This window comes from Variovorax sp. 679, assembly GCF_003952185.1.
GTDB lineage: Bacteria > Pseudomonadota > Gammaproteobacteria > Burkholderiales > Burkholderiaceae_C > Variovorax.
Genome location: NZ_RXFS01000002.1, coordinates 408,602 through 425,217, shown reverse-complemented (window position 1 = coordinate 425,217; position 16,616 = coordinate 408,602). Strand labels below are relative to the sequence as shown.

The following is a 16,616-nucleotide window of genomic DNA, read 5'->3' as shown; positions in this document are numbered from 1 at the left end:
AGGAGGCCGCGCGCCGCTTCATTCGCCGGACAATGCGCGTTCCCTTTCTCCTTCGTGCCCGCGCCCGGTGAACCTGCACTTCGACCTGTTCGACCTGAAACTGTTCGTCTACGTGGCGGACGCGCACAGCCTCACGCGCGGCGCGGAGAAGGCCTGCATCTCGCTGGCCGCCGCCTCCACCCGCATCAAGCAGATGGAAGAGGCCGTGGGCGGCAAGCTGCTGCACCGCAGCGCGCAGGGCGTGAGCCTCACGGCGGCGGGGCAGGCGGTGCTGTACCACGCCAAGCGCGTGATGCAGCAGATGGAGCACCTGCGCTGCGACATGCAGGACTTCGGCAAGGGCATCAAGGGCCATGTGCGGGTGTTCGCCAACACCACCTCGATCACCGAGTACCTGCCGCAGAAGCTGGCGGGCTTTCTCACGCAGCACCCGGCCGTGCAGGTGGACCTGCGCGAATACCTCAGCGAGGAGATCGTGCGCGCGGTGGCCGACGGCGAGGCCGACATCGGCATCCTCGCGGGCGACGTGCACACGGGCGACTTCGACGCGCGCCCCTTCGGCAGCAACCACCTCGTGCTGGTCGTGCCCGCCACGCACCGCCTGGCGGGCGCATCGTCGGTGGCCTTCGCCGACACGCTCGACGAGCAGCACGTGGGCCTGCACCACGGCAGCGCCATCCACCGCTTCCTGCAACGCCGCGCGGAGCTCGCGGGCAGGGGCTTCAACCCGCGCATCCAGGTCAGCAGCTTCGAGGCCATCTGCCTGATGATCGAGGCGGGCGTGGGTGTGGGCGTGCTGCCTGCTTCATCGGCGCAGCGCCTCTCGATGGCGATGCGCATCTCGACAGTGGCGCTCAGCGACGCCTGGGCCGAGCGCGAGCTGAAGCTCATTGCTCGCAACCGCGAGCAGCTGCCGGCCTCCGCGCGCGAGCTGTTCGATCACCTCGTGGCGCACTGAGGGTGCCGCCGCGATGTCCGCCGACCTGAAGTCGCTGCGCCTGTTCGTGACCGTGGCCGACCACGGCAGCATCAGCGAGGGCGCCAAGCGCTGCCACATCGCGCTTGCCGCCGCCAGCAAGCGCATCTCCGACCTCGAAGCCCGCGCGCGGCTGCCGCTGCTGGTACGTCATGCGCGTGGCGTCACGCTCACCTCGGCGGGCCACGGGCTGCTGCTGCATGCGCGCGCCGTGCTCTCGGCCATGGACCGCCTCGGCGCCGAGCTCGACGACTTCCAGAACGGCGTGGCCGGCGTGGTCAGCATCACGGCCAATGCATCGACCATCGCGCAGTTTCTTCCAGCGCAGATCGGCTCTTTCCTGCGCCTGCACCCGGTGCTGAAGATCGACCTGCAGGAGCGCGCCAGCACCGAGGTCGTGAAGGCGGTGCAGGCGGGCCTCGCCGACATCGGCGTGATCGAGGGCAACACGCCCGCCGACGGCCTCGAATGCCTGCCCTACCGCAACGACGAACTGGCGGTGGTGATCGCGCGCGACCATCCGCTGGCGCGGCGCAAGCGCATCGGCGTGGAGGAGGTGCTGCGGCACGACCACATCGTGGTGCGCGAAGGCACGGCCCTGCATCGCGTGCTGCTGGCCGCGGCGCTGGAGGCGCAGGTGCCGCTCAAGGTGCGCATGCAGGTGGGCAGCTTCGACATGGTCTGCCGCATGGTGGAGCAGGGCGTGGGCATCGGCGTGCTGCCCTACGCGGCCATCCTGCCGCAGCTGCAGATTCTGAAGCTGCGCTGCCTGAAGCTCGACGCGCCCTGGGCCGTGCGCCGTCACCTGCTGTGCGTGCGCAGACAGCAGGACCTGACCGTGGCCGCGCGCTCGGTGCTGGAGCACCTGGGCCGGCCCGACTGAGCGCGAGCCTTCGCGCGGCACGAAGGCTCGAACTCGCCAAAAACGAATTGTTCTCCCGCGGTTCGCACGCAAAGATGCGCGCATCAACCAAGGAGACACTCTTGAAGATCGTTCGCGTCAGCGCCACGCCGCTGAACATCCCCGTCACCATCGACGTGGTCGGCATGAACAAGCAGACCTCGCTGTCGCTGTGCCTCACCGAGATCGAGACCGACACCGGCCTCGTCGGCCACGGCATGACGGCCATCACCGAGGAAGAAATCATCGCCGCCGCCGTGCGCGAGGTGGCCGGCCCGGCACTGATCGGCGAAGACCCGATGGCCACCGAGCGCCTCTGGGAAAAGCTCTACTGGCTGCTCTCGCCGCGAGGCCAGACCGGCTACGCCAGCCACACCATCGCCGCGCTCGACATCGCACTGTGGGACATCAAGGCCAAGGCGCTCGGCCAGCCGCTGTGGCGCCTGCTCGGCGGCGCGCGCTCGAAGGTGCCGGTGTACGCCACCTTCGGCTTCGGCTTCTTCGAGCGCGACCAGCTCGCCGCTGCCGCCAAGCTGTGGGTCTCGCAGGGGTTCCAGCGCCTGAAGATGACGGTCGGCAACCACGCGCTCGCGCGCCGCGACGAGCCGCGCCCGCTCGACGAAGTCATCGCCGAGGACGTGCGCCGCGTCGCGGCCGTGCGCGAGGCCGTGGGCCCCGACGTCAAGCTGTACGTCGACGCCAACTGCGGCCTCGACCTGTTCCACGCCACCGAGCTGGCGCACCGCATCGAGCCCTACGGCATCAGCTTCTTCGAGGAGCCGCTCACGCAGAACGACGTGCGCCAGATGGCCCAGCTGCGCGCGCGCACCCGCATTCCGCTGGCCTGCGGCCAGAACGAGGGCCTGGCCTTCCGCTTCCGCGACCTGCTGGTGAACCAGGCGGCCGATGTGCTGCAGCCCAACGTGACCATTTCGGGCGGCTATTCGCAGGTGCTGAAGATCGCCGGCATGGCGCAGGCCTTCAACGTGCCCATCGACAACGGCGGCGCCTGGCCCTTCCACAACATGCACCTGCATGCGGGCGTGTCGAACGGCGGGCTGGTCGAGTACCACTACGTCGCGGTGCAGATGCTCAAGCAGATCTTCGACGGCCTGCCGGTGCCCGAGCAGGGCTGGCTCACGCTGCCCGAGACGCCCGGCCTGGGCTTCGCGCCCAATGCCGGGCGCGTGCGCGAGCTGGCGAAGCTGCCGACCTCGCACGGCAAGGGCAAGGCCTGAGCGGCCGGCCACTGCCCTGCGGCGACACTTCGATTCACGACCGGGCCGCGACAGACGGCCGGCGATTCCGACCAGAACAACGGAGACATGATGAAAGCCAGACAAGAGATTCGACGACCGGAGCGCCGCCGCGCATTGCGCGCGATGGCGGTCCTTGGCCTCGCAGGCGCGCTCGTGGTACCCACGGCCTGGGCCCAGAAATACCCCGACAAGCCCATCCGCCTCATCGTCGGCTACTCGGCCGGCGGCGGCGTCGACGCGGTGGCGCGCCTGCTCGGCACGCGCCTGTCGAACGTGCTGGGCCAGCAGGTGCTGGTGGAGAACCGCACCGGCGCCACCGGGCTCATCGCGGCCGACTTCGTCGCCAAGGCGCCGCCCGACGGCTACACGCTGATGATGGGCGACAGTGCCTTGCTCGCCGCCAAGCTGCTTCAGCCGAAGATCGCCATCGATCCGCTCACCAGCTTCAAGCCGGTGGCGGGGGCTTTCATCTCGCCGCTGATGATCGTCTCCGGCAATGATTTCCCCGCGAAGACGCCGGCCGAGCTGGTGAAGGAGCTCAAGGCCAATGCCTCGCGCTACTCGTACGCCACCTCGGGCGTGGGCACCGTGCAGCACCTGGGTTTCGAGATGCTCAAGCAGGCCACCGGCAGCCCGGTGGTGCATGTACCGTACCGCGGTGCGGCGCAGATCGTGCCCGACGTGATCGGCGGGCAGATTCCGCTCGGCGTGGTGAGCGCCACGGCCGGCATGGCGCAGGCCAAGGCGGGCAAGCTGCGCGCGCTGGCAATGATGAACACGGCCAAGCTCGAAGGTGCCGAGAACGTACCGCCGCTGGCCGACGCATTGCCCGGCTTCGACGTGGCGCCGCGCATCTTCGTGCTGGCACCCGCCGGCACGCCGAACGACATCGTCGACAAGCTCTCGGCTGCCGTGAAGTCGGTGCTCGACACGCCGGAGGCGGGCGCGGCGGCCGCTGCGCAGGGCACCCTGCGCGCCTATGCCACGCCGGCCCAGCTCGGCAAGGACATGGCGGCGGAAACCGCGCGATGGAAGAAGATCATCTCGGAGCAGAACATCGTGGCCGAGGGAAGCTGATGCAGGCCGGAACGACGACACCCCACCTGGGCCTGATCGTGCCCCCCGCTGCCGGCGCAGTGCCGGTGGACGGCCCCTTGCTCTACGGCGAGCGCATCCGCTTCAGCGCACTGGGGCTGGGGCTTGGCGAAGTCTCCACGCGCGGCTACCTCGGCGTCATCGACTCGGTGGTCGAGAAGGCCGTGGCGCTGAAGGAGCAAGGCGTCGGCGCCGTCTCGCTCATGGGCACCTCGCTGAGCTTCTTTCGCGGCGCCGCATTCAACCGGCAGCTCGAGATCGAAATGACGCGCGCCACCGGATTGCCCTGCACCACGATGAGCAACGCCATCGTCGGCGCGCTGCGGCACATGGGCGTGCGGCGCGTGGCGGTGGCCACCGCGTACATCGACGAAGTCAACGTGCACCTGCGCAAATACCTGGAGCAGAGCGACTTCGAGCCGCTCGCGCTCGAAGGCCTTTCCATCTCCGACGTGCAGGCCGTGGGCGAGGTGCCGACTCAGGTGCTGGTCGACCTGTGCGTGAAGGTGTTCGACGCGCAGGCGGGCGCCGACGGCGTGCTGATCTCGTGCGGCGGGCTGGTGACGCTCGACGCGGTGCGCGAGGTCGAAGCCCGGCTGCAGGTGCCCGTGGTGTCCAGTTCGCCCGCGGGCTTCTGGGACCTGGTGGGCACCGCAGGGCTCGACCCGCGTTCGGCCGGAGGCGGGCGCCTCTTTTCCTAGGCCAGCCAGCGCCCCACGCGCGGCGTGTCGGCCAATTGCCAGATGCGCTGGCACAGCGCCTTCGCCTCGTCGGCCGTGGCGCCTTCGCCGTAGTGCGCGAGGCGCTGCATCTTGTCCTCGATCTCCGCGCGACTCAGGCTGTTGCCAGGGTCACCCTTGGGCTCGTCCACGCGACCCAGCAGCGTGCGGCCGTCGGCGGTCCGCACGCTGACCTTGCCGATCCAGCGTGCGGGGTAGGCGGTGTCGACCTCCTCGTCGAGCTGCATCGTCACCTTCTCGCGGAAGGCCGAAACTTCGGGCGCGAGGAAGTCGCGGTCGAACTCGCCCAGGCCCGCGCGGCCATGCACGGCGATGAGGCCCAGCACCGTGCCCATCGAGAACTTGCCCTGGTGAACGGTGGCCGGCACCGTCACGCGGCCCAGCACGTCGATGGCGCCCTGGTGCACGTGCGTTGTCACGCGCGACACGTCGGCGGGCTTCAGTCCGTTCTGCTTCATCACCTGCAGCAGCGCATCGGCGGCGGGATGCGTGTGGCGGCACGAGGCGTGGTACTTGAAGGAGGTCTCGGCCAGCGTCCAGCGCGTGCCGAGACCGTCGGTGAGCTTCGCCGGATCGGCATCGCTCGACATGCCCACGCCAAGGCCCTGCGCGCCTTCGAGGATCTTCGCGGCGCCTGTGAAGCCGTCCTGCGCGAGGTAGGCCGACATCAGCCCGCTCGCCGCGGCGTGCGCGCAGTGCAGCTGCTTGGAATCGGCGGCGTCGCGAAGGAACTCCCACACGCCGGCCGACTGCGTGCCCGCCGAGCCGAAGGCGTGCAGCATCTGCTGCGGCGACAGTTCGAGCAGCCGGCCCACCGCCGCAGCCGCCGCGAGCGTGCCCGCCGTCGCTGTCGTGTGAAAAGTCTTGTAGTGCGAGCGGCCGAGGAATTCGCCGACGCGGATGCCGACCTCGTAGCCCGCGACCACGGCCGTCAGCAGCTGCGCGCCGCTCGCGCCGATGCTCTGCGCCACCGCGAGGGCGGGTGCGATGACTACGGCTGCCGGATGGAACACCGAGCCGTTGTGCACGTCGTCCTGCTCCACGAAATGCGAAGCCGCCGCGTTGACCAGTGCCGCGAACACCGGCGACGTGGTGCGGCGCGAGGTCAGCAGTTCGCTCGGCCCTTCGGCGGGCCCCATCATCTGCGCGAAGCGCTCGATGCTGCGCACCGGCCGTGCCGTGCGGGCCGCTAGCACGGAGCCCAGCCAGTCGAGCATCAGGTCCTCGGTGCGGCGCAGCACGGGCGCGGGGATGTTGGAGAACTGCAGCCCGGCTGCAAAGGTCGCGAGCACCTTGCTCGGGTGGTCGGCAACGGCGGATGTCATGGATGGATCCTTTCGTGGAATGCCGCGGAACCGGCTTTGCCGGGCCGCAGGCGTTGCCCCCTGCAAGGGGGTTGGCGAAGCGACACGAAGTGCGCGAAGCCTGGGGGTTGGTCAAAAGGAACGGGGGAGGCCGAGCATGTGTTCGGCGACGTAGCTGAGGATCAGGTTCGTCGAGATCGGCGCCACCTGGTACAGCCGCGTCTCCCTGAACTTGCGCTCGATGTCGTATTCGCACGCGAAGCCGAAGCCGCCATGGAACTGGAGGCAGGCGTTGGCTGCCTCCCAGCTCGCCTTGGCCGCGAGGTACTTCGCCATGTTGGCCTGCGCGCCGCAGGGCTGGTGCGCATCGAACAGACGGCAGGCCTCGTAGCGCATGAGGTTCGCGGCCTCCACCTCGATGAAGGACTCGGCGATCGGGAACTGCACGCCCTGGTTCTGGCCGATGGGCCGGCCGAACACCACGCGCTCCTTCGTGTACTTGGTGACCCGGTCGATGAACCAGTAGCCGTCGCCGATGCACTCGGCCGCGATCAGCGTGCGCTCCGCGTTGAGTCCGTCGAGGATGTACTTGAAGCCCTGGCCTTCCTCGCCGATCAGGTTCTCGGCCGGGATCTCCAGGTTCTCGAAGAACAGCTCGTTGGTCTCGTGATTGACCATGTTCAGGATAGGCCGCACCGTCAGCCCCTTGCCGATGGCCTCGCGCAGGTCGACGATGAATATCGACATGCCCTCGGACTTCTTCTTCACGTCTGCCAGCGGCGTGGTGCGCGCCAGCAGAATCATCAGGTCGGAGTGCTGGATGCGCGAGATCCACACCTTCTGGCCGTTGACGACGTAGCGGTCGCCCTTCTTCACGGCGGTGGTCTTGATCTTGGTGGTGTCGGTGCCGGTGGTTGGCTCGGTCACGCCCATCGACTGCAGGCGCAGTTCGCCGTTGGCGATCTTCGGCAGGTAGGCGCGCTTCTGCGCTTCGCTGCCGTGGCGCAGCAGCGTACCCATGTTGTACATCTGGCCGTGGCAGGCGCCGGAGTTGCCGCCGCAGCGGTTGATCTCTTCCATGATGACCGAGGCTTCGGTCAGGCCCAGCCCCGAGCCGCCGTACTCCTGCGGGATCAGCGCGGCCATCCAGCCGGCCTTGGTGAGCGCGTCGACGAATTCGGCTGGGTAGCCGCGCGCCTCGTCGATCTTGCGGAAATAGGCATCGGGAAACTGCGCGCACAGGTCGCGCACGGCGTCGCGGATGTCGGGGTAGTTCTTGTCGTTGGCGTTGTTCATCGGTCTTGACTCAGTCCTGGTGCGGTCCGCCGGCTTCCTTCTCCACGCGCTGCCAGATCTCGATCGCCATCGGGTCGTCGATCTCCTCCAGGATGTGGCCCACGAGGCCGATGGCGCGGGCCATCACGCCGAAGCCGCGGATGATCTTCCACGGAAAGCCGAACTCCGCCGCGATGGCGCCGATGGCCCCGGTCGCGTTGATCGGCAGCGACTTGCCCGACACGCGCTCGGCTTCTTCCTGCACCGCCTGCATCAGCGCGACGTAGTGCGTGGAAAGCCCGTTCTCCGCCGCGATCTGGAACAGGCGCGGCGTGCGCGGATCGATGGGCTTGTGCAGCGGATGGCCCAGCCCCGGCACGATCAGCTTGCGCGCGCGGTGGTCGGCCACGATGTCCTTCGCCATGTCGGCGAGCGGGCGGGAGGGTTTCTCGCCGAAGGGAATCGCCTCGTAGAGCATCTTCGCGGCGCCCTCGGTGCTGCCGACGAACACGGTGCCCAGGCCGCACAGGCCGGCCGCCACGGCCGCCTGCAGCGCCTCGGGTGCGCCGGCATAGGTGAGGCGCGCGGCCAGCGCGCTCGGCGTGACGCCGTGCTCCACCAGCGTGACGACGATGGCGTTGAAGGTCACCGACTCCTGCGGCGTCGGGATGCGCCCCGTCAGTTCCAGGAAGGCCATGTCGCCGAGGTTCAGGTGGCCGAGGATCTCCGAAGGCAGGTCGCGCCCGCGCACGGTGATCCTGTCGGGCGTGCTGTGGCCCAGCTCGGTGTGCAGGGATTTCTTGATCTTGGTGGTCATGGGCCGAATCTAGCCCGCCTCGCGCGGGGCGGCTCTCTGATTGCGAAACCCTCCCTTCGGCAAATGCAAATGCCGCCCGGCGGGGTCTTCGGGCACGCTGCGGCGATGGATCCTGAATCACTTTCGGCAGTGCGCGAATCGGCGCTCGACTACTTCGTTCGCAGCCGCGCCATCCAGCGGCGGCGGGCGCGCATGGAACATCCCGGCGGCGACGAGGCCGAGGGCTGGCGCGACATCGCCGCGCTCGGCTGGACCGGCATGCTGGCGCCCGAATTGGCCGGAGGACTCGCATTGGGGCTCGACGGCGCCGCGGAGATCCTGCGGGCCGCGGGCGAGCATGTCGCGCCCGAGCCGCTGCTGGCCGTGGCCGGCCTCAGTGCATTGCTGCTGGCGCGGCTCGGCACGCCCGGCGCGAATGCCTTGCTCGCCGAGCTGGTCTCGGGCCGCAGCCTGCCCGCGCTGGCCTGGCAGGAAAGTGCGGGCGACCTGAGCGCCGTGCCACTGGCCTGCGGTTGCGAGGCCCGGCCGGGGCACCAAGGCGGCGTGCTGCTGCAGGGTGAAAAACTCATGGTGCTGCCCGGCGCCGCCGCCAGCGGCTGGCTGGTGTCGGCGCGCGGCGACGACGACGCGGTGCTGCTGTGGGTGCCGCGCGGCACCGAAGGCGTGAGCGAGACGCTGGTGCCGCTGGTCGACGGCAGCCAGGCCTCGAACCTGCGCTTCGAGCAAGTGGCGCTGCCGGCTGATGCGGTGCTGGCCGAAGGCCCCGCCGCGCAGGAGGCCCTGCGGCATGCGCTCGCAACCGGCCAGATCCTGCAGTCGGCCGAACTGCTGGGCGCGGGGCAGGCCATGCTGGCGCAGACGCTGGCCTACCTGCGCACGCGCTCGCAGTTCGGCAAGCCCATCGGCAGCTTCCAGGCGCTGCAGCACCGCTGCGTCGACATGTTCATCCACCTCGAGGTGGCGAAGGCCACGCTGGACGAGGTGCTTGCGCTGACTGCCGAGGGGCTGGAAGCAGACCTGATGGAAGCCGAGGCCAGCCGCGTCAACGCCCGCTGTACCGCCGCCGCGCTGCAGGCTTCGCGCGCATCGGTGCAGCTGCATGGGGCCATCGGCTACACGCAGGAATGCGACCTGAGCCTGTTCTACAAGCGGGTGCTGTGCCTGTCGGCATGGCTGGGCAACACCAGTGCGCACCAGCGCCGGCATGCATCGCTGTCGGGCGATGCGGAAGCCACGCCGGGCGCGGCCGCCGAGTGGAGCGCTGAGTTCCCGCGCATTGCCGACTGGTCCGCCATGCCCGAGCCCGACTTCCGCCGCATGGTGCGCGCCTTCCTGCAGCAGCGCTACCCGCAGCAACTGCGCTACCTCTCGCACCGCGCACGCTGGAGCGAGATGCGCGAGTGGTACCTCACGCTGTCGGCACAAGGCTGGATCGCACCCGCGTGGCCGCAGGCGCATGGCGGCATGGGGCTGCCGGCGGACAAGCTCATCGCATGGATCGAGGAGCTGGAGCAGCACGGCGTGGCGCGCGCGCCCGACCAGGGCATCGTGATGATCGGGCCCCTGCTCATCCAGCACGGCACGCCCGGGCAGCAGCAGCGCTTTCTGCCACGCATCCTCAGCGGCGAGCACGTCTGGTGCCAGGGCTACTCGGAGCCCAACGCCGGCTCCGACCTCGCGGGCCTGCGCACCGAGGCGATGCCGGCGCGCGACGCGCAGGGCGAGCATTTCGTGGTCAACGGCCAGAAGATCTGGACCACGCTCGCGCAGGACGCCAACCACATCTTCATGCTGGTGCGCACCGACAAGGACGCGCGCAAGCAGGAGGGCATCAGCTTCCTGCTGTGCGACCTGCGCACGCCGGGCATCACGATCCGGCCGATCCACACGCTGGCCGGAGAGCCCGAGTTCTGCGAGGTGTTCTTCGACAACGTGCGCGTGCCGGCCGAAAACCTCGTGGGCAAGCTGCATGGCGGCTGGACCATCGCGAAGGCGCTGCTGGGCTTCGAGCGCATCTTCCTCGGCAGCCCCAAGCAGTCGCAGTACGCGCTGGGCCAGCTCGCGCGGCTGGCGCAGGCGCGGCGGCTGTTCGCCGACCCGGTGTTCGCGCAGCGCTTCGCGGCGCTGCGGCTCGACGTGCTCGACCTGTCGGCCGCCTACACCGGCTTCGCGAACATCGTGCGTGCCGGCAAGCCGCTGCCCGCATCGGTGTCGCTGCTGAAGATCTGGGCGAGCGAGACCTACCACCGCATCGGCGCGCTGCTGGTCGAGGCGGGCGAGGAACAGGGCGCGGTGGCCGGCGACCAGGTGCTCGACGGCCAGAGCTTCAACGTGCTCTCGCCGCTCATCGGCTCCACCGCCGCAATGATCTACGGCGGCACGAACGAGATACAGCGCAACATCCTCGCGCGGCAGGTGCTCGACCTGCCCGTATGAGGCTCGCCCCCAGTCTTCGCGCACTTCGTGTCGCTTCGCCAACCCCCTACCGGGGGCAACACCTGCGGCCCGGCAAAGCCGGTTCCGCGGTGTTTCACGAAAGAACAGTCCTGCTTGGCTTTTGAGCCTGACTTGTAGATCAACAACAGGAGACAACGCTCATGACATCGATTCACTTCTCGCGCCGCCAACTCATGGCCGCGCTGGCCGGCGGTGCTGCACTCGGTGCGCTGCCGCACCGAGCCTTCGCGCAGCAGCCGTTGCCGCCGCTCATCAAGCTGGTGGTCGGGTATTCGGCCGGCGGTCCGGTGGACGGCGCCGCGCGGCTGCTCGCGCCGGCGCTGAGCCAGGAGCTGGGCACGCAGGTGATCGTGGACAACCGCCCCGGCGCCAGCGGCTCGCTGGGCGGCGACGCAGTCGCCAAGGCTGCGCCCGACGGCGCGACGCTGTTCTTCGGCGCGAGCCCGACCATCACCATCAACCCCAACGTGCAGCGCCACATGGCCTTCGACCCGATGAAGGACCTGGCGCCGATCGCGCCGCTGGTGGACTACACCAACGTGCTGGTCGTCAACAACGAGGTACCGGTGCGCAGCGTGGCCGAGCTGCTGGCCTATGCGAAGGCGCGGCCCGGCAAGGTGTTCTACGGCTCGGCGGGCGTGGGCGCCTCCAACCACCTGAGCGGCGCGCTGCTGGAGAAGATGACCGGCGTGCAGCTCACGCACGTGCCCTACAAGGGCAGCGCGCCGGCGCTGGCGGACGTGATGGCCGGCACCGTGACCATGATGTTCGACATCATCGCCACCTCGAAGCCTTTCATCCAGACGGGCAAGGTGCGTGCGCTGGCCGTCACCTCACGCCAGCGCAACCGCATGCTTCCCGATGTGCCGACCATGGTCGAGTCGGGCGTGCCCGGCTATGACGTGGGCGGCTGGTTCGGCCTCTACGGACCGGCACGCATGGACCCCGCGATGGTCGCGCGCATGAACGCCGCCGCGCAGAAGATGCTGGCGCGCGAGGACATCGCGAACCGGCTGCGCGAGCAGGGCTACGACGTGTGGTCGGGCGCGGCCGACGTGCTGGCGGCCAAGGGCAAGTCCGACCGCCAGCTGTGGGCGACGGCGTCCAAGGGCATCGAGGCGGAATAGGCGATGCGGCGGATTCATCATTTGCTGGAAGAGCGTGCGGCGCGCACGCCGGATGCGGTCTTTCTCTTCGAGCCGGGCGGCACGACGACATACGCGCAGCTGCAGGCCATGGTCGACATCGCCGCGCAGGACCTGCTGTCAGCCGGCGTGCGGCCGACCGACCGCGTGCTGCTGGTGGCCGAGAACTGCGCCCCGCACATCGCGCTGCTCATGGCCTGCAGCCGGGTGGGCGCGTGGTCGTGCGGCGTGAATGCGCGCATGTCGCCCGGTGAGATCGGGGCCATCGTCGAGCGCGCGGATGCGCGGCTTTGCTGCTTCACGACCGGGGCATCCGAAGCCGCCGAGAAGCACGCTCGGAGGGCCGGTGCAAAGCCGACGGCACTCGCCGGCGTGATGCGCTCGGCGGCCCGCGACGAGGCGCGCACCGAGCCCGATCCGGCATTGGCCGACACCGCCGCCATCATCTTCACCTCCGGCACCTCTGGCACGCCCAAGGGCGTGATGGTGTCGCACCGCGGCCTGCTGCATTTCGGGCGCGTCTCGGCGCAGGTGCGCGCGCTGGACGAGCGCGACCGCGTCTATGCCTTCCTGCCGATGACGCACATCTTCGGCATCGGCACTGTGTTGATGGCAGCGCTCACGGGCGGTGCCGCGCTGGTGCTGCGCGGCAGCTTCTCGCCGGCCGACGTGCTGCAGGCGCTGGCGCACGAGCAGGTGTCGAACCTGCTCGGGCCGCCCACGATGTACGCGCGCCTGCTGGCCCACATCGAGACCGAAGGCGCGGCGCCGCGCTTTCCGCATCTGCGCTATGTCTACACCGGCTCGGCGCCGCTCGATCCGGCGCTCAAGCAGCGCGTGGAGCGGCTCTTCGGCCAGCCGCTGCACTATGGCTACGGGCTGTCGGAGTACGCGGGCTCGGTGTTTCTCACGCGCACCGAGTCGCCCCGTGCGGATACGTCCGCGGGCCACGCGGTGGAAGGAGGCGAGGCGCGCATCCTGGGCACCGACGGCAAAGACGTTGCGACCGGCGACACCGGCGAGATCTGGCTGCGCGGCCCCGGCCTCATGCTCGGCTACTTCCGCGACGCCGCCGCCACGGCGCAGGTGATGCGCCCCGGCGGCTGGTATGCCTCCGGCGATCTCGGGCGCTTCGGCCCCGACGGCGCGCTGTTCGTGGTCGGCCGGCTGAAGGAAATGATCATCCGCTCGGGCTTCAACGTCTACCCGGCGGAGATCGAAGCGGTCATCGGCCGCTTCGACGGCGTGCACCTGTGCGCGGTGGTCGGTGTGCCCGAGGCCGACGGCAACGAGCAGGTCGTCGCCTTCATCGAGCTGAAGCCCGATGCGACGCTCGACGAAGCGGCCCTGCGAGAACATCTGGTCGAGCACCTGTCGCCCTACAAACGGCCGGCCCGCATCGAGGTGATCGACGCGATGCCCACCACGGCCAACGGAAAGCTGCTCAAGCGCGAGCTGCGGGCGCGCTGCTGATTCGGACCCTGGCGGTTCAGCCGAAGATCGCCGCGCGGCCCTTTTGCGTGTCCATGTACTCGCGCACGCGGGCGATGCGGCCTTCGCGCAGCCCGAAGACGAAGCAGTAGTCGTTGTCGTAGTGCCTGCCGCTGGCCAGCGTGGCCTGCATGCGCTCTTCGAGGATCACGGTGTCGCCGTCGCAGTACAGGTGGGAGAAGCTCACTTCGACGTTGGCGACGAAGAGCCTGGGAAAAGCCTCCACCAGGAAGTGTGCGATCGCGGCCGGTCCGATCATGTGGTCGGGCACGTCGAGCGCCACCGCCGTCGCGTTGCCCCTGGGCGCCAGCCATTCGGCGTCCTCGGTGAAGACGGCCTCGATGCGTTGCGGGTCGCGGCTCGCAAAGGCCTTCCAGGCTTCGGTGACGGCGCGCTTGTTCTGTTCCGGTGTCATGGGGTGGGTCGGCGGTGGGAGTGGACGGAAGCCCGAGGCTAGGGCGCGTGCCGCGCGCCGGCCCGCCGGTTCCGGACATCTCCACCCAGGGCATCGTAGGCACGCTCCTACACCTGTGGCCGGGGGCGGGCACGATACTTGTAAATTGTTTGTTAACTACAAGTTTCCGGAAATAGCCTTGACCTTGCCGATGAACCCGAAGCCAGAGGCTGCCGCGCGATGAAGTCGTCTCCCAGTGCGCGCAGCTGGATTGCCGCCGGCGTGCGCCACGAACTTCTCACTCGCGCGCTGCCAGCCCTGCGGCACGACATGGCGGCGCCGGTCTCGGTGATCCGCATGGCGCTGCTGATGCTCAAGCGGCAGGTCGGCGCGGCCACCATCGACGCCGCGGCCTGCGAGGAGCGGGTGGGGTTGATCGACAGCCAGGTCTCGGAGCTGGTCGAGGCCATCCGTTCGCTGCGCGACTGGGAACTGGCGACCGCCGACGACGGCATCACCCGCGGCACGCTGGTGGCGCAGTGCGTGACGCTGATGCGCTCTGCCTTCGACCTGCACGGCGTGGCGCTCGACGTCGATGCCTCCCTGGAGCCCAGGGACGACGAGCACCGCTGGCCGGCCGCCGCTGCGCTGCGCTACCTCTTCCTCGGCGCCTTGGGCTACCTGCACGACGGCGCGGACGAGGCCGGAGCGATCCGCATCGAGGCCGACGGCGCGAACGCCCTGCGCCTCACGGCTCTGCCACGCGAGCCCGGCAGCGCGAATGCCGTGCTCGACGCGCACCGCGCACCGCGCGCGCTGGCCATCGACGCCGTCGCGCTGCAGAACCTGGCCGAAGACCTTGGCTACGCGGTGATGCTGGAGGCCGACAGCGTGCGCCTCGTGCTCGCGACCGGCAACTGAGCGCTACCTGCGCGCATCGGCGGAAAATGCCGGCCTGCGGGCCGGGCGCGCTTGTTGCTCCTGCCCGGCCGTCTTTTCCTTTTGACCAGGTTCCAGAATGACTTCGCTCAAGTCCTCCTTTTCCGCCGCCCGATGGCTGGCCGTGCCCGCAGCGGCGCTGCTCTTCACGGCCTGCGCCTCCACTTCCACGACGACGGCTCCAGCCGCGGCTGCCCCGGTGAAGGTCAAGGTCTTCGTCGCCGCCATGTTCGAGATCGGCCAGAACACCGGCGACCGCGCCGGCGAGTTCCAGCACTGGTACGAGCGCTACTGGAAGGACGCCAAGCCCATCGCCGTGCCCGGCGCGCTGCAGCCCGTGTACTGCAATGCCGACGGCGTGTGCGGCGCGGTGCTGGGCATGGGCAAGGTCAACTCGTCGTCGTCGATGCAGGCCATCCTGCTGAATCCGCGGTTCGATTTCTCGCAGAGCTACTACGTCATTTCGGGCGTGGCCGGCACGCCGCCTTCGCGCGGCACCATCGGCGAGGTCAGCTGGGCCACCTGGCTGGTCGACTACGACCTCGGCCACCGCTGGGCGCCCGAGGAGAACAAGCCCGGCGAGCCGACCTTCATGCCGCGCAAGGGCTACGAGGAATACCGCCGATTCAAGCTCAACCCCGACCTCGTGAGCTGGGCCATGAAGCTCTCGGCCGACACGCCGCTGAAGGACTCCGAATCGGCCCGCAAGTACCGCCTGCGCTACCCCGACGTGGCGGCGCGCCGCGCGCCCTTCGTCGGCACCGGCACGCACATGACCGGCGACACCTTCTTCCACGGCCCCGGCATGTCGAAGCAGGCGCAGTACATCGCCAGGCTCTACGGCGCCGACGACTACGTCATCACCGAGATGGAGGCCGCCGCCATCACCCTGGTCATCAAGCGCACCCACGGCACCGACCGCGTGATGAGCCTGCGCGGCGCCGTCAACTTCGACCAGGGCAACCCGAAGGAAACCACGCTGCAGCACCTCGACCCGGCACCCGGAGAAACGGCTGGCGGCTTCGCCGAGACGGTGGAGAACATCGAGCTGGTGGGCTCGCGCGTGGTTGACCACATCGTCGCGAACTGGCCGAAGTGGTCGGGCGGCGTGCCCAAGCCCTGAGGCTTGCCGATCAGGGCAGTGCCGGCTTCAGGTGCCACGTCACCGTGAAGTCGAAGGGCGTCCACCGGCTGACGGTGACGCCCGAGCGGCGCAGGCCGCGGCCGGTCCAGGTGTTGCAGGTTTCGAAGAGGTTGTAGCCGCCTTCGGCCTCGTAGAAGGCGTCCTGGTTGTCGTAGTGCGCGCCGGCGATGGGCGTGGCCTGGCCCGAGGGCAGGGCGGCGCGGACGTAGCCGGCGAGTTGTGCGTACTGAGCCTGCGAGAGCGGCAGGCTGTAGGCGCTACGCCCCAGCTGGTTGCGCCGCAGGTAGCTCACGTGCATCAGCGCGCGGTTGCCGCCCATGAGCGCGCCGAACGCGCGCGCGGCCGTCAGGTCTGCCCAGGTGGGCGTGTTGAGGTAGAACTCCCGGTCGCCCCAACCGATGGCGACGAACTCGGCGTCGGGCGGCGGCGCCCTGAAGTCCTTCAGCGGAAACACCTGCAGCCAGTCGATGGTGGCCGAGCGGATCGGGAACACGTAGTCGGTGTGAACGCCGTTGCTCAGTACCCAGGCCTGTACGTCGGCCTTGGCGTCACCAGGCGGTTCGGCATTGGCGGGCCAGAACACCAGCGCGCAGGCTGTGGCCACGTAGAGACCGACCAGCGCGACGAAGCCCAGCAGCGTGAAGGCGATGCGGCGCAGCCAGCGTCGGACCATCGCGTA

The 16,616-nt window shown here is 69.3% G+C and carries 15 protein-coding genes; 10 read left to right on the top strand and 5 right to left on the bottom strand.

Translation table 11 applies throughout. The annotated features are described in order from the left end of the window. Positions 1-67: 67 nt before the first annotated feature. From EJO71_RS05955 to EJO71_RS05935, 5 genes are all read left to right on the top strand, one after another. Positions 68-958, top strand: coding sequence for a LysR substrate-binding domain-containing protein (locus EJO71_RS05955; protein ID WP_125947682.1), 891 nt, complete (start codon positions 68-70; stop codon positions 956-958). 13 nt (positions 959-971) lie between these two features. Further along, complete coding sequence (locus EJO71_RS05950) at positions 972-1,859, top strand: LysR family transcriptional regulator (protein WP_125947683.1); 888 nt, start codon at positions 972-974, stop codon at positions 1,857-1,859. A gap of 101 nt (positions 1,860-1,960) precedes the next feature. Continuing rightward, positions 1,961-3,115, top strand: a complete 1,155-nt coding sequence (locus EJO71_RS05945; RefSeq protein WP_125947684.1) for a mandelate racemase/muconate lactonizing enzyme family protein — start codon at positions 1,961-1,963, stop codon at positions 3,113-3,115. A gap of 90 nt (positions 3,116-3,205) precedes the next feature. After that, positions 3,206-4,213, top strand: a complete 1,008-nt coding sequence (locus EJO71_RS05940) for a tripartite tricarboxylate transporter substrate-binding protein (protein WP_125947685.1) — start codon at positions 3,206-3,208, stop codon at positions 4,211-4,213. Further along, on the top strand, positions 4,213-4,932 hold the full coding sequence (locus EJO71_RS05935) for an aspartate/glutamate racemase family protein (RefSeq protein ID WP_125947686.1): 720 nt from the start codon (positions 4,213-4,215) through the stop codon (positions 4,930-4,932). The genes EJO71_RS05940 and EJO71_RS05935 overlap by 1 nt, the downstream gene beginning before the upstream one ends. Here the strand turns inward: EJO71_RS05935 and EJO71_RS05930 are convergent. From EJO71_RS05930 to EJO71_RS05920, 3 genes are all read right to left on the bottom strand, one after another. Then, positions 4,929-6,296 (bottom strand): MmgE/PrpD family protein, encoded by a 1,368-nt coding sequence (locus EJO71_RS05930; RefSeq protein WP_125947687.1) that lies wholly within the window; start codon positions 6,294-6,296, stop codon positions 4,929-4,931. The two genes, EJO71_RS05935 and EJO71_RS05930, sit on opposite strands and share 4 nt — an antisense overlap. A 111-nt stretch (positions 6,297-6,407) precedes the next feature. Beyond that, a complete protein-coding gene (locus EJO71_RS05925) occupies positions 6,408-7,571 on the bottom strand; it encodes an acyl-CoA dehydrogenase family protein (protein ID WP_125947688.1) in 1,164 nt (387 codons plus the stop codon). A gap of 10 nt (positions 7,572-7,581) precedes the next feature. Next, entirely contained in the window at positions 7,582-8,367 is a 786-nt protein-coding gene (locus EJO71_RS05920) for a citryl-CoA lyase (protein WP_125947689.1), read from the bottom strand. 105 nt (positions 8,368-8,472) lie between these two features. On the opposite strand from EJO71_RS05920, the gene EJO71_RS05915 reads away from it, so the two are divergent. The 3 genes from EJO71_RS05915 to EJO71_RS05905 all read left to right on the top strand — a co-directional run bounded on the left by EJO71_RS05915 (position 8,473) and on the right by EJO71_RS05905 (position 13,442). Then, a complete protein-coding gene (locus EJO71_RS05915; RefSeq protein WP_125947690.1) occupies positions 8,473-10,803 on the top strand; it encodes an acyl-CoA dehydrogenase in 2,331 nt (776 codons plus the stop codon). Positions 10,804-10,964: 161 nt separating this feature from the next. Continuing rightward, a complete protein-coding gene (locus tag EJO71_RS05910; protein ID WP_125947691.1) occupies positions 10,965-11,951 on the top strand; it encodes a tripartite tricarboxylate transporter substrate binding protein in 987 nt (328 codons plus the stop codon). Between the two features lie 3 nt (positions 11,952-11,954). Next, entirely contained in the window at positions 11,955-13,442 is a 1,488-nt protein-coding gene (locus tag EJO71_RS05905) for a class I adenylate-forming enzyme family protein (protein ID WP_125947692.1), read from the top strand. A 16-nt stretch (positions 13,443-13,458) separates the two neighbouring features. Here the strand turns inward: EJO71_RS05905 and EJO71_RS05900 are convergent, their stop codons facing one another. Next, positions 13,459-13,875: a nuclear transport factor 2 family protein gene (locus EJO71_RS05900; RefSeq protein ID WP_125947693.1), complete on the bottom strand. Its 417-nt coding sequence runs from the start codon at positions 13,873-13,875 to the stop codon at positions 13,459-13,461. 219 nt (positions 13,876-14,094) lie between these two features. Between EJO71_RS05900 and EJO71_RS05895 the strand changes: the two genes are divergently transcribed. Beyond that, entirely contained in the window at positions 14,095-14,775 is a 681-nt protein-coding gene (locus EJO71_RS05895) for a hypothetical protein (protein WP_125947694.1), read from the top strand. 97 nt (positions 14,776-14,872) lie between these two features. Next, positions 14,873-15,916: a purine nucleoside permease gene (locus tag EJO71_RS05890; RefSeq protein WP_125947695.1), complete on the top strand. Its 1,044-nt coding sequence runs from the start codon at positions 14,873-14,875 to the stop codon at positions 15,914-15,916. A 10-nt stretch (positions 15,917-15,926) separates the two neighbouring features. Here EJO71_RS05890 and EJO71_RS05885 read toward each other — a convergent pair whose 3' ends face one another. Next, on the bottom strand, positions 15,927-16,610 hold the full coding sequence (locus EJO71_RS05885; RefSeq protein ID WP_125947696.1) for a TIGR02117 family protein: 684 nt from the start codon (positions 16,608-16,610) through the stop codon (positions 15,927-15,929). Positions 16,611-16,616 lie beyond the last annotated feature (6 nt).